This is a genomic window from Shewanella sp. H8 (genome assembly GCF_040285065.1).
GTDB lineage: Bacteria > Pseudomonadota > Gammaproteobacteria > Enterobacterales > Shewanellaceae > Shewanella > Shewanella polaris.
The window spans coordinates 1040428-1053895 of record NZ_CP157213.1; the positions used below are offsets into that span (position 1 = coordinate 1040428).

The window sequence follows — 13468 nt, forward strand, 5'->3', positions numbered from 1 at the left end:
TTGTTTTCCATCTTTTAATTAACTATCAGTGTAATTATGACTTTAACTTTATTATGTCCAGTGTGTTCTGCTTCACTAAAGCAACATCAAGCTTCATCGGGATTTTATTGCGACAACAAACATCATTTTGATAAAAACCCTAAGGGCTACTGGCCATTGCTGAGTAATACTAAGGCTAAAACTAAGCCACAAGTTGAGTCTCGTCAGCAAATGCGTGGACGTCATTTTTTATTAGAATCAGGTTTATTTGCACCGTTAATTAAACAACTTCAAACAGTACTGTTGGACTTGTGTGCCTCTCGTGGTGACACCGAATTGCAGCATATTGATTACCAATGTGCTGATGGCTATTATTTACGCCAGCTTGTTCCTGCTTTGGCTCAAGCAAATGTATCGTGCCAGCATTGGGGAATTACCGATGCTGAAAATGCTATTTTTGCAGCGGCTAAATCTGAAACACCGGCTAACTTATTACTATTGGCATTAAAGACATTACCTTTTGAATCACAATCAATTGATATCGTGACGGTACTAGACTCACCGCTAAAGGGTAAAGAGTGTATTAGGATTTTAAAAGATGACGGTCGGATTGTATTATTGCAACCTGGTATTCGGCATTTATGGCAAATTAAACAGCAAATCTATCCCGATTTAGTTGAGAAACCACTGCAGCTTAATTTACCCAACGATGTTGAAATTGATACACAGCAACAATTGGCATTTACCCAGTCGGTAACCGGTGAGCAAGCCTTAACCTTGCTGGATATGTCGGTATTTGGTTGGCGTGCAAATGATCAGCTAAAGCATCACGTTAAATCGACAGCTATTTCAGATTTAGAGTTTGATTGGCAAATTATAACGCTTAAAAAACGCTTGTAAATATGTGAAAAAAGTAACAAGCGTGAAAGCTGATGACAAGCTATGACAATGCGGTGAGAACGTTAAAGCCCAAGGGCTAGGACGTCTCGCGGCTAGATGCTATGAGAGCTAATGCTAAGATTTCTGTGAGATTGTTTAGAAAGATTAAATGGTTGAACAATGCATAGATTAAATAATGAAAAAGCTGGTGTTGAGAGGCTGCAGGTGTTTAGATTTTTCGCTTGATACCGCTTGATACCGCTTGATACCGCTTGATACCGCTTGATACCGCTTGATACCGCTTGATACCGCTTGATACCGCTTGATACCGCTTGATACCGCTTGATACCGCTTGATACCGCTTTCTGTACAGAGCAGAAATAATTAAGGCTTGATGTTGAAGTACTACAAAGTAGTTATATCAACAATCAAGCCCTAATAATCAACCTATTAGATAAGCTAATTTTTTAATAGCAATTCTTACTTTTTGTAAGAAGTAGCCATGTTGTCTAAACGGTCGTTAGCACGTTTAGCTTCGGCTTGTGCGTCCATAGAAGCAGCTTTAGCGCCTTTAACATCAGCAGATAGCTTGCTTTGCTCAGACTTTAAAGAACCAACTTGTGCTGATAGTTGATCAACTTTGTTACCTAGGTTTGCTACGCTTTCTTCTAAAGCTGTAGTGTTAGCACAACCACCTAATAAAGCAGTCATCGCAACACCAGCAATCATCAGTACTTTCTTGTTCATGGGTAAATCCCTTAATATAGGTTGTTAAATAGTGCAACGGCGTCTGCCTTTGCAACGTGGTAATTATGTCACAGTTTTTTTTATTTGCTATAGGCAAATATAAGATTATTTACTTAAAATAGCGAAATAAATGAAAATTGCAAGTCTATGGGACGAAAAGCATCATTATTTAGCGATTTTATATAAATCTTAGTGATTTATTGCTAATTCACTGCTAAAAAATGTGTTTTTTCGCTCTTTATCATAAATACGACCACATACAGTTGTAACACGATTGTTACTTTTTAACCATTTGTAATTTATAGTCATTAATGAGCTCAATACGCTTTAGCTGTAATTGAGTTTTAATCTCTGCACCTTGATAGCCCGAGGCTATTATTGATTGCACATCGACCTCACTTGCCTGTTGATAACAATGCTGTAAATATTCTGCTTGTGGATACGGGGCTTGTTCAAATCCAGTGCGTCCTCTGAGGTCACCGTGGCAACATAATAATAGCTCGTTGAGACGTTGAGGTTTACGCCAAAAATCAGCTTTATCAAAGATTTTTATAATGGTTTCGGCTCTGAGTTCAAATGCATTATGGATATTTTGGTGTTGATCGCTGACTAATAATGCTAAATCTCGATATTCATTGGGTACTCGTAAGCGTTTGCATAAGCCTTTGATCAGCGGCAAGCCTTTTTGACCATGACCGTGATGTTTAGGCCAATCTTGTTTCGGTGTAATGGCTTTGCCTAAATCATGTACCAATGCGGCAAAACGCACGGCTTTGTTGTGGCTTAATAGGCTGGTTTGTTCGAGGACCATCAGAGTATGGATCCCAGAGTCTATTTCTGGGTGCCACTTTTCTGGTTGTGGTACACCAAATAATGCATCAATTTCTGGAAACAACACGACTAATGCTTGGCATTGTTTTAATACTTCGAAAAAAACGTGCGGACTTTGACTGCTTAATGCCTTGTCACATTCTTGCCATACTCGCTCAGGCGTGAGGTGATCCAATTCGCCACCATTCGCTATGTCGGTCATTAACTGTAAGGTTTCGGGGGCAATCGTAAAGCCTAAGTGATGAAAACGTGCCGCAAAACGGGCCACGCGCAATACTCTTAATGGATCTTCGACAAACGCATCTGATACATGGCGAAGTATTTTCGCGTTTATATCTGCTATTCCGTCGTAAGGGTCATAAAGTTTGCCGTATTCATCTTGTGCGATGGCATTTATCGTCAGATCGCGGCGCAATAAGTCATCGGCAAGGGTGACATCTTTATTGGCATCACAGCTAAAACCTTGGTAGCCATAACCGGTTTTCCGTTCTGTTCTGGCAAGCGCATATTCTTGCTGAGTTTTCGGGTGTAGAAAAACCGGAAAGTCTTTACCAACTTGTTGATAACCCAATGCCAGCATTTCTTCAACGCTGCTACCAACAACCACATAATCTTTATCGACGACAGTTTGGTTTAGAAGGGTATCGCGTACGGCCCCGCCTACTAAATAAATCTTCATGGCGTACCACAACGTGTAATAATAAGTGGCTTAAATCTTACCAGAGTTAGATTTTTACGGCTAACTTTTGACAAGCAGTGATACAAGCATTAACGTGAGCCGTCAGTTTCAAATAAGGATTTTTGGTCGTATGTATAAAGCCTTTTATGGATTAAATGATAATCCTTTTTCTATCGCGCCTAACCCTCATTACATGTTTTTAAGTGATCGTCATCGTGAGGCCTTAGCTCATTTGACCTATGGTCTGGGTGAAACTGGTGGGTTTGTATTATTAACCGGTGAAGTTGGCACAGGAAAAACCACTGTTTCTCGGTGTTTATTACAACAAATACCAGACAATACTGACACAGCCTTTATTCTTAATCCTTCGTTGACTGAGCTTGAACTCTTAGCAACGCTTTGTGATGAGTTGGGAATTCAATATGGCGATAATCCAACCTTAAAGCAGCTTACAGATTTGATTAGTCAGTATTTACTCAACAATCATAAAAATGGTCGTAATACAGTATTGATTATTGATGAAGCACAACATTTACGTTCTGAAGTATTAGAACAGCTGCGCTTATTGACTAATCTAGAAACCAATACCAAAAAGCTGTTGCAGGTCATTTTGATTGGTCAGCCAGAACTACAGCAACTGTTAAAGCGTCAAGATTTACGTCAGTTAGCACAACGGATCACAGCTCGTTATCACTTATTACCGTTAAATAAAGATGAAATTGGCTTATATGTACTGCACCGCTTACAAGTGGCTGGTCGACACGAGCCCCTGTTTACCCGTAAAGCGATAACTGCGTTGCATAAGCATTCTGGCGGCATTCCACGCTTAACCAATTTACTATGTGAACGAGCGCTTATGGCTGGATATGGTCAAGCTAAGGTACCGATTGATCATAAAATGGTTAATCAAGCAGCGGTTGAAGTGTTAGGTAATATTGATACGCCTAGTGATAAGCGCTGGCCATTTGTTGCTGCGACAGTGTTAGTTTTGGTGTTTGGATTGTCATTTTATCTATTTAACCGCTCGACTATTAATGACAACTTTAACGCGAATGCGGCAGCAGTTAATAACGCAACCCTACAGCCTGAAAATACTAAAAATCCAGCAGTACTTCCCAGTGTAACAAACTTGCCTACAACCACTCAGACTCAACAACTCCAAACAACCACGCCAGCCGTTAATGCACAGCAACAAATACTCAATCAAGCTATGTTGCAAAGCAGCAATATTGATAATGCCTTTGCGGGTTTATTTGGCTTGTGGAATAAACAACCTATTATTGGCTTGTCGGCCTGCCAGGCGGCGCAACAGCAAGGTTTAGCCTGTTACCAGCAACAAGGTAATTGGTACAGTATTATGCGCTTGAATTACCCTGCTGTGGTGTATTTACAAGATGCACAAGCGAACGTATTTTATGGTGTGATTGTAGAGCGCCAAGCCGAGCAAATTTTATTGCAGTTAGGTGAGCAGCAATTTTGGGTGAATAAAGATTGGTTTGATCGTCACTTTAGTGGCACCTTCGAAATTTTATGGCAACCAGATAGTGTATTGCCTCGAGAAATTAGTTTGTCTTCCAGTTTGGGGCAAGTTCAGTGGCTTGAAAATAGCTTAGCGTTAGTTAATAAACGTCCTGCTAGATTGCTTACCCAATTTGACAGCGATTTAGAACAACAGTTAATGCAATTTCAACGTCAGCATGGTTTAAAACCCGATGGTATTGCTGGAAATCAGACCTTGGTTCAACTTAACTTATATTTAAGTCAGCAAGGTCCACGATTAAGTGCCTCTGAGGAGCGCAATTAATGTCGATTCTATTAGATGCAGTCAATCGTCAAAAGCAGCAGCAAACTGATGTTGTCGATATAATGTCGATACCATCCCATCAATATTCACCACCCACTAAGGGCTCTCGAAAGCTTAATAAGTTCAGTGTGCTTGCCGTTACTATTGCAATTGGTATTGGCGCTGCTTGGGGAATGAGTGCGTTATTACAATCTCCTTCAAAGCAATTAGGGACCGTTGAACCAATAACCGCGGTAGGCACTCAAGCTACAGTCATTGCCGCGCCAGAAAATTTGTTGGTAACGTCAACCGCTCAACCTTCGGTTACTACAAAGGTGGAGCTCGCGGCGCAAAATAATGATGAGATTCGCTTGGCAGGTAAAGTGGCATTGCCTATTGCAAAACCGTTTAATAATTTTAGCTTAGCGGCATCCGTAGGTTCAAATGTTAACTCCAACCCCCAAACTTATACAGCATCAGCAGAGGCTGATAGATCATATTCTCAATCAAACCAGTTAAGCCAAGCAAATCAATCTAACGACCAGCAACAGGATGATCAAAACGAGCAAGATCGTATTGATCAAGCTGCAGCCCTTAATCGCCAAGAAGAGCAAGCGCAACAAGAGATTATTTTAGGTGCTAATGCTAACCGCCGAGGGTTGGCAGAACTTGAAGCATTACGTTTACAAGTCAATGCTGCTGCAAAAGATGTTGATTTTTCTTCGGTAAAACAACCATCGATTGATGAACGTAATAATTTGTTAGCGGCCTTTCAAACGGCACTCAAAGATGTTGAATATGAGCATTCTGTCAATCAACAAGTGACCGAACCAAAGCTTGATCCGATCCCAACGCCAAGTAATAATCAAATTCCAAAGTATGGTGATTTACCTGCCAGTGTGCAGTTACAAGTGCCCGAGTTTACTATTAATGCTCATGTCTATTCGACAGAACCCAGTAACCGTTGGCTAAATGTCGATGGGGTTGAATTACAGCAGGGTGACATGATTCAGAATAAGCTCACTATCGTTGAAATTCGCCCTCGGGATATAGTGTTAGAAATTGACGGTGAACAATTTAGGGTACCAGCCATTTAACTCAACCATTATCATTTATGTTGATTAATTTCAGATCAAAAAAGGCGCTATAAGCGCCTTTTTTATGGGGTAAGCTCTAACTAATGCTTAACCGTGGATCTGATTGGCTAAAAATAAGGTTAATCCATAACCTATGCAGTAGCATAATAGTAATGCAGGAACATATTTTAAGTAGCTGACAAATGTCAGCTCCTCAACTTTACTCATTGCAATAATACCTGATGCAGAACCGATAACTAATAACGAACCACCCACACCAACAGAGTAGGTTAATCCTAACCATTGTGCAGTTGTTAGAATAGGATCTGCTTTTAACAGTGCTGCCGTTAATGGCACGTTGTCTAAAAGTGCAGAACCGACACCAGTGAAGAAGTTAGAAATACTTGGGTTATACATGCCATAGACTTCGGTTAATAAATTCAGGGTGCCGATTTCTTTAAGCATACCCACAAGTAATAAAATACCTAAGAAGAACAATAGAGTGTCGAATTCTACTTGACGTATATATTCTAATACTTGCACTTCTTCAGATTTACTTTTATTGGTATTTCCCACTAAGAACATCACTGATAAACCGAATAAAAAGGTCAATACAGGGGGGATTCCAAAGAGGACGTTAAGCACCATTGTTAATATAATGGTCGTGAAGAAAATCACCCCGATAACAATATCGACGGTATTATAATTTTGCGCAGTAGGTGTGGTGCTTACATGTCCTTCTGCTTTGAGTGAGAACAGTATTGCCAGAATAGTGACACTAATGCCTGCAGGAATGAACAGTATTAATAATTCTGAAATATGTACCTTTCCCGCAAGAAAAATCATCAACGTTGTCACATCACCAGTGATTAATGCAACTCCACCAGAGTTCACAGCAAAGATAATTAACACTGCCATACGACGGCGTATTTGTTTATCTAAATTAAAGGTTGTCAGTAAACCTAATGACACCAGTGTGGCAGTAACGTTGTCACAAAAAGTCGATAATACTAATGAAAATATGCCTACCTGAATCATTAACATTCGCACTGAGACTTGTTGTGGAAATATTTTTTGCACCAGTACTTGGATCATACCTTTAGCATTAAGGTAAGCTACAAAGGTCATGGTAGACATTAAAAATAGCCATAATGTGGCGATTTCTAATAAGTTTTCATTAAGCTCTTTGCCAACCAACTTACTGCTCTCAGGACTACCAGAGGCAATGAATAATGTGATCCAAGCAATACAGCCAAGAAACAGGGTGGTTTTCGCTTTATTAATATGGGTAACTTCTTCGAGCACAATACTTAACAGCGCAAGCACTGCAAGTGAGATAAGAAAGGTATGTAGCATGACTGCAATTCCAACTTTGTGTTGTAGGTAACCAATATCATTACCCTGAATTTTTGCTAACCTAGTTCAACCCCATTTTAAGGTTAAATTAAGCTTTCCGTTTTGCGGTGGCGATCACATCACATAATGAGCCATTTCGCAACACAGATCACAGTTAATTCAGCAACAATCGACTAAAGAAGTGCATAGACATTTGAACAAGGGGACGAGGAAGGGATAAATGTGTTATCTCAAATAAAAATAGGACAAATAACGTCGTTATTTATCCTATTTTTGTGACCAACTTTTTAATTACCAGCTATTCGCTTAACGTAGATTAACCACCACTAGCGTTAAGGAATGCAGTTAATTATTTCATTGTGGCAAATACGCGATCTACAGCCGCTAATGTTAATTCAATTTCAGCGTCGCCGTGAGCCATTGACATGAAACCAGCTTCATAAGCACTTGGTGCTAAATAAACACCTTCATCTAGCATGCCATGGTAGAAATGACGGAAGTGATCCATGTTGCATTTGATCACTTGAGAAAATGACGTCATTGGCGCGGTATCTTCGGTGAAGAATATACCAAACATGCCGCCCACATAATTGATGTTCAGTGGAATTCCATGCTTATCTGCCGCGGCTTTAAAGCCTTCTGCAACACGTTTAGTTTTATCAGCAAGTGCTTCATACAAACCAGGTTCACACAAAGCATCCATTTGCGCTAATCCAGCTGTCATGGCAATAGGATTACCAGATAAAGTTCCCGCTTGATAAACGGGACCCGTTGGTGCGATAAACTGCATGACATCTTTACGGCCACCAAATGCGCCTACAGGCATACCGCCGCCAATCACTTTGCCAAGAGTGGTTAAGTCTGGAGTTACGCCGTAGTGACCTTGTGCGCCGCTCATAGATACACGGAAACCGGTCATCACTTCATCAATAATCAATAACGCACCGAATTCATCACAAATGGCACGTAAGCCTTGTAAAAAGCCTTCTACTGGTGGAATACAATTCATATTGCCAGCGACAGGTTCAACGATAATACAAGCGATACCATCAGGTTGTTGCTCAAAGATCGCACGTACCGAATCAAGGTCGTTATAAGTAGCAGTTAATGTGTGTTTAGCAAAGTCTTCAGGAATCCCTGGAGAACTTGGTTGCCCTAAAGTTAACGCGCCAGATCCTGCTTTAACTAATAAGCAATCAGCATGACCGTGGTAACAACCTTCAAATTTTAAAATATTGTCACGATTAGTAAAACCACGGGCTAAACGGATAGCACTCATGGTTGCTTCGGTACCTGAACTGACCATACGTACTTGTTCTATCGATGGCACCATAGCAATGACTTTTTCAGCCATTTTTACTTCAAGTTCAGTCGGCGCACCAAATGATAAGCCGTTTTCGACAGCTTCTAACACCGCTTGACGGATTTTAGGATGATTATGGCCTAAAATCATAGGTCCCCATGAACCCACATAGTCGATGTATTTTTTGCCATCGGCATCAAAAATATAAGCGCCATCAGCTTTTTCAATGAACAGTGGTGAACCACCTACACCATCAAAGGCTCGTACTGGTGAATTAACGCCACCAGGAATGGTTTTTTTAGCCTGTTCAAATAAAACTTCGGAACGGGTCATGTCTAATCCTTAATATTATGCGCCAATTATCTATCGGCTTTACGTGAATACCAGTTTACTGGGCACTCATACTTTTCGAGTTGGTTTTCAACCCCAAGTGTTAATGCAAAAAGTGCCATGCGTATAAGTAAGCCGTTGTCGGCTTGTCTAAAAATAGCCAAACTTGGATGGCTGTTTAAATCATTATCGAGTTCATTTGCTTGCGCGCGTGAATCACGAGGTAGTGGATGCATAATCACCGTATTTGATTTGCAATGCTGCGTATAAATATTGTGATTTAAGCGAAACTTTCCTCGGTACTTGTTGGCTTCTTCTTGTGAAGGAAAGCGCTCTTCTTGAATGCGTGTCAGATATAGAATATCTGCATGATGCAAATTACCTTCAAGTTGTTCTGTTATTGTGATCTTATGGCCAGCATTTTCAATGTCGGCGATCACATAGTCAGGCATTGCTAGTTCACTTGGTGATATCAATGTGAACTGAATGTCTTTATGCATACAAAGTAAGCGTGATAATGAATGTACAGTACGACCATATTTTAAATCGCCAACCATTGCGATATGCATACCATCAATACCCATACCTGCATGGCCTAACTCTTTTTTGATGGTAAATAAATCCAGCAAAGCTTGAGTTGGATGTTCATTAGAACCATCGCCACCATTGATAACAGGTACTCGGCTTCCTTCTGCAAATTCTTTGACTGAATAGGCATCTGGATGACGCATAGCAATTACATCTGAGTATGTTGATAACACTCTTGCTGTGTCATATAAAGACTCACCTTTTGATAATGACGACGATGCCATTCCAGTCGTTTCACGTACATGACCGCCAAGTAAGTTGAAGGCACAACCAAAACTGACCCGAGTACGGGTACTCGCTTCAAAAAACAGATTACCTAAAATAGCACCGTCTAATACTTTAGTGCGTTTCTCACGTAAAGCATAGGGGGTCATTCTACTTGCGACGTTAAAAATAGTGTTAATTGAATCCAGATCTAACTGGTTTACTGAAAGGATGTGTGAACCTTCGAACTGCGTCATCAGCCTGATTTCCAAAGTGTAGGGCAAAATAGGCACCAGAACAGCATGTTATTTCACCGTTATTTTATAGGGTATTTATCGATTTTTTTTATAATGTGGCTGAGGCAAAATTGTAGCAGAAAATAACGAACAGATAAATATAATAACCGTGTAGAAATAACAGATTCACTTGCTGCTGAGAAGAACATTCTTGGGTTTTTAGCTGAGGTTATTCATTCCATTTCTATGGTCGTTCTCATTAATTTAACCAACACCCACAGAATATAACAATGGCTATTTATATTTGGCCCGCGCGAATTTCTTGTAATAAATTGGACCAACTAATCACCCCAACCACTTTTTGATTATTAGGGCTATTGGGGCTATATCGGTAAATATATACTTCACCAGATCGTTTAGGTGCTAGAGCTTCATAGGCTTCGTTCAAGGTAGCGGTATCTGATAACCCTAGCATTAGATGGCGCGAGAGCGTGGTTGAATCTTCAACAGATGGCATTTCGAGTCGTAACATTTCAATCTGTCCCTCGGCATTACGTACCAATACCGGACGACCTTCTGCGCGTTTTAGTACTTCAAGCAACAGTTCGTCATCATCGTTGACAATAACAAAACGTTTATCCATTAATACTCGGACGCCTTTCATTTGTAGCCCTTGGTTCAATGGAGCAACTTTGTAACCCAGGCCCATAATATCGAGCTGTTTCAAAAGCAGAGAGTTAGTGTTAAGGCCTTGGTATGCGGTTAAAAATGCTGGAATGGTAACAAACATGGCAGGTAAAATAATCGACGCATCATTGGTTAATTCAAGAAGTGCAACTAAGGCCGCCAAAGGTGCGCTAAGGCAAACGCCCATCATTGCCGTCATGCCAATTACGGTATATAAACCCACATAAGGCGCAATAGATGGAAATAGTAAACTACTGATTAAGGCTAAAATTGCGCCGATCAATGCGCCAATACCATAAAGAGGGCCAATAAGTCCGCCTGGTACACCTAATCCTATAGCCGCAATAGTTGCCAACATTTTTGCGAATAACAACGCAATTAAAAATAATAAACTAGGGTGGTCGCTAATTGCCTCGCTAATCGCAAAATCACCAGAACCTAGCGCTTGTGGCATCACCAAACCTATTAGTGTGGTTACGGCTCCAGCAATAAGCAGTCGATAAATTAATGGCCAGTTTTGCCCTGTAGCGGTTACTTTCATGAGCGAAAAGTTAAACAGTGCTGCGACACACCCCAATGCTACGCCGCCAATGAGTAATATTGGATAATGGTCCAATGGAATGTGGATGACATTGATTAACTCATATTCATGAATATTACCAAACACAAGTTGACTGGAAACTGCACCGCAAATAGCAGAGATCATAATGGGGAAGAAGTATTGGATCTTGTATTCTCGAACAATAACTTCAAACACAAATAATACTGCTGCAAGTGGTGCGTTGAAGATAGCTGCTATACCAGCGGCTATTCCGCTGGCACACATAATGCGCACGCTATTGTCTGGCAACGAAAACTTTTCAGCCATAACACTAGCGCTAACAGCACCAAGGTGAATTGCGGGACCTTCTTTCCCGACAGAGAAATTAGCCATCAATGCAATTAATGCTTGGGAAAACTGTCCTGCAGCAGACTGAAGTGGAACCTTACCATAGTGTAATTTAAATCGATGTAATACATAGGCTATGCCCATACGCCGATAGCGTTTTGAGCCAATAAGTGACAGTAACCAAATCAGTATTGCACCCATTAATGGGAGGTAAATGCGCCAGTCTGTTAAGGTTGAACTGATATGAGCTGTATCAGAAAGCAGATATTGCTCTGACCACACAAGGCATAAACGAAATAAAATAATAACCACTGAAGCGATAATCGCAAACAGCAGTGCCAGTGCGCAAAGTTGCACACTAATTTTGGCTTGAGATAATTTATCTCTAAATTCGTTACGCAGATATTTGCGCGCAGCTCTTTTGGCGTGAATAATAGCAACTTTATTTATCTTAAACTGCACTGTTTCGCTCTAAGCTGATTGGCATTATCAAGCATACAGTAGTTAACCTCCGTTCTGGATAATAAACGGATATCGAACCGTTCTTGGTCCTGCTAACAGCGTAAAATGGATTCTCAATAGATAAACTATTGCAGTGTTAATTCATTTTGTTAGCAAAACAAATGAGCAGTTTGATATAGAATTAATCATATTTACTGATATTGCTTTATTAACCTCATCTCTTAACCCGAGTTGAGGTGCGTTATTAAAAGGTTGTTACTTAATGTTAAATTATCACCGTTGGTTAGACAGACTGCAAGTTTTAGAGCGAAAAAACCGGACATCGGGCATATACTTAATAAGTTTAATGTTAGTGTGCTTTTTAATTGGTGCGATAAGTTTTAATTTATGGCTTTCTTTTGCTCCAGAGGCGACACCTAATAGCGTTAGTGGCAAACGCAAATTATTGCTGGAACTCGACACACAAGCACAAGCGCTTGCCAGTCGAAATTTAGCGTTAAGCATTGCAGAAAATGCCAATAAAGAAATGCAAGAGATGTTTAGCCGTCAATTAACTGAGCAAAAAGAATTAGAAAAAGAATTATCATTTTATCGCAGTGTCATGGTAAATGATGCAGACATTGAAGGCGTGGCGATTGATGGGGTAGAGTTGTCCCGAGGGTTAATTCCCGAGCAATATCAATTGCGTTTAATTCTAACCCAGTTGCAAAAACGCAAAATAAAAGTCAAAGCGAAAGCTCGGGCTAGTGTAATCTTGCTGGGGTCCCAAGACGGCCATCCTGCCGAGTTGTCACTCAGTAAGTTGGTGAATAAAAAACTGGATTTCGAGTTTAATTATTTTCAAATTATGGACACTGATTTTGTCTTACCTGTAGGTTTTAATTTGCAAAGGATATCCGTTACAGTGAAGGTCAATGCCAGCCGTGGTGTTAAAGGTGGCGAGATTGAGCAAACCTTTAATGTACCGGAGTTGTTGATGGGTGAAAAAGAACTGCGGGTAATACTTGAACAAAATAGTCAGGTAAAGGATAATTCTCAGTAGAAACCGAAGTAAGAGGTAGTAATGACTGAACAAGTTGATGCAGCAATGCCGATCCAATTTACCGATGCGGCGGCGATAAAAGTAAAAGGACTGTTGGAAGAAGAACAGAATCCTGAATTAAAACTACGTGTGTACGTTACAGGTGGTGGTTGCTCAGGTTTTCAGTATGGCTTTACATTCGATGAAAAAGTCAACGAAGGTGATTTCACTATTGAAAAGCAAGGTGTACTACTGGTAGTTGATCCAATGAGTCTTCAGTATCTTGTGGGCGGTGAAGTGGATTACACATCAGGTCTTGAAGGTTCACGTTTTTTCGTTAGAAATCCTAATGCAACGACCACTTGTGGTTGTGGGGCAAGTTTCTCTGTATAACGATTTTGATACACCGATAAGTAGA

11 protein-coding genes are annotated in these 13468 nt (G+C 40.4%); 5 read left to right on the forward strand and 6 right to left on the reverse strand.

All coding sequences use genetic code 11. From position 1 onward, the window contains the following. The first annotated feature begins 36 nt into the window (after window positions 1–36). Window positions 37–879 carry a putative RNA methyltransferase gene (locus tag ABIS04_RS04570; protein ID WP_140233559.1) on the forward strand — a complete coding sequence of 281 codons (843 nt, stop codon included), beginning with the start codon at window positions 37–39 and terminating at the stop codon, window positions 877–879. 459 nt (window positions 880–1338) lie between these two features. Here ABIS04_RS04570 and ABIS04_RS04575 read toward each other — a convergent pair whose 3' ends face one another. Together ABIS04_RS04575 and ABIS04_RS04580 are read right to left on the reverse strand one after the other, a co-directional pair. Beyond that, on the reverse strand, window positions 1339–1605 hold the full coding sequence (locus tag ABIS04_RS04575) for an Lpp/OprI family alanine-zipper lipoprotein (RefSeq protein ID WP_137222419.1): 267 nt from the start codon (window positions 1603–1605) through the stop codon (window positions 1339–1341). Window positions 1606–1882: 277 nt separating this feature from the next. Further along, complete coding sequence (locus tag ABIS04_RS04580) at window positions 1883–3115, reverse strand: multifunctional CCA addition/repair protein (RefSeq protein WP_140233560.1); 1233 nt, start codon at window positions 3113–3115, stop codon at window positions 1883–1885. A 130-nt stretch (window positions 3116–3245) separates the two neighbouring features. On the opposite strand from ABIS04_RS04580, the gene ABIS04_RS04585 reads away from it, so the two are divergent. Further along, a complete protein-coding gene (locus ABIS04_RS04585; RefSeq protein ID WP_350432753.1) occupies window positions 3246–4919 on the forward strand; it encodes an AAA family ATPase in 1674 nt (557 codons plus the stop codon). Beyond that, window positions 4919–5995: a general secretion pathway protein GspB gene (locus ABIS04_RS04590; RefSeq protein WP_350432754.1), complete on the forward strand. Its 1077-nt coding sequence runs from the start codon at window positions 4919–4921 to the stop codon at window positions 5993–5995. Before ABIS04_RS04585 ends, ABIS04_RS04590 begins: the two co-directional genes overlap by 1 nt. An 87-nt stretch (window positions 5996–6082) precedes the next feature. Here the strand turns inward: ABIS04_RS04590 and nhaD are convergent, their stop codons facing one another. The 4 genes from nhaD to ABIS04_RS04610 all read right to left on the reverse strand — a co-directional run bounded on the left by nhaD (window position 6083) and on the right by ABIS04_RS04610 (window position 12029). Beyond that, a complete protein-coding gene (gene nhaD, locus ABIS04_RS04595) occupies window positions 6083–7330 on the reverse strand; it encodes a sodium:proton antiporter NhaD (protein ID WP_137222411.1) in 1248 nt (415 codons plus the stop codon). A gap of 349 nt (window positions 7331–7679) precedes the next feature. Beyond that, on the reverse strand, window positions 7680–8966 hold the full coding sequence (gene hemL / locus ABIS04_RS04600; protein ID WP_137222409.1) for a glutamate-1-semialdehyde 2,1-aminomutase: 1287 nt from the start codon (window positions 8964–8966) through the stop codon (window positions 7680–7682). Between the two features lie 26 nt (window positions 8967–8992). Continuing rightward, complete coding sequence (locus ABIS04_RS04605; protein WP_137222407.1) at window positions 8993–10012, reverse strand: aspartate carbamoyltransferase; 1020 nt, start codon at window positions 10010–10012, stop codon at window positions 8993–8995. Window positions 10013–10289: 277 nt separating this feature from the next. Then, window positions 10290–12029 carry a chloride channel protein gene (locus tag ABIS04_RS04610; protein ID WP_140233564.1) on the reverse strand — a complete coding sequence of 580 codons (1740 nt, stop codon included), beginning with the start codon at window positions 12027–12029 and terminating at the stop codon, window positions 10290–10292. Between the two features lie 262 nt (window positions 12030–12291). On the opposite strand from ABIS04_RS04610, the gene ABIS04_RS04615 reads away from it, so the two are divergent. Together ABIS04_RS04615 and erpA are read left to right on the forward strand one after the other, a co-directional pair. Then, a complete protein-coding gene (locus ABIS04_RS04615; protein WP_137222403.1) occupies window positions 12292–13071 on the forward strand; it encodes a DUF6776 family protein in 780 nt (259 codons plus the stop codon). Window positions 13072–13092: 21 nt separating this feature from the next. Continuing rightward, window positions 13093–13443, forward strand: coding sequence for an iron-sulfur cluster insertion protein ErpA (gene erpA, locus ABIS04_RS04620; RefSeq protein ID WP_137222401.1), 351 nt, complete (start codon window positions 13093–13095; stop codon window positions 13441–13443). Window positions 13444–13468: the final 25 nt, after the last annotated feature.

Coding starts and splice junctions, on each gene's coding strand:
- ABIS04_RS04570 (WP_140233559.1), top strand. CDS start 37: ATGACTTTAACTTTATTATGTCCAGTGTGTTCTGCTTCACTAAAGCAA.
- ABIS04_RS04575 (WP_137222419.1), bottom strand. CDS start 1,605: ATGAACAAGAAAGTACTGATGATTGCTGGTGTTGCGATGACTGCTTTA.
- ABIS04_RS04580 (WP_140233560.1), bottom strand. CDS start 3,115: ATGAAGATTTATTTAGTAGGCGGGGCCGTACGCGATACCCTTCTAAAC.
- ABIS04_RS04585 (WP_350432753.1), top strand. CDS start 3,246: ATGTATAAAGCCTTTTATGGATTAAATGATAATCCTTTTTCTATCGCG.
- ABIS04_RS04590 (WP_350432754.1), top strand. CDS start 4,919: ATGTCGATTCTATTAGATGCAGTCAATCGTCAAAAGCAGCAGCAAACT.
- nhaD (WP_137222411.1), bottom strand. CDS start 7,330: ATGCTACATACCTTTCTTATCTCACTTGCAGTGCTTGCGCTGTTAAGT.
- hemL (WP_137222409.1), bottom strand. CDS start 8,966: ATGACCCGTTCCGAAGTTTTATTTGAACAGGCTAAAAAAACCATTCCT.
- ABIS04_RS04605 (WP_137222407.1), bottom strand. CDS start 10,012: ATGACGCAGTTCGAAGGTTCACACATCCTTTCAGTAAACCAGTTAGAT.
- ABIS04_RS04615 (WP_137222403.1), top strand. CDS start 12,292: ATGTTAAATTATCACCGTTGGTTAGACAGACTGCAAGTTTTAGAGCGA.
- erpA (WP_137222401.1), top strand. CDS start 13,093: ATGACTGAACAAGTTGATGCAGCAATGCCGATCCAATTTACCGATGCG.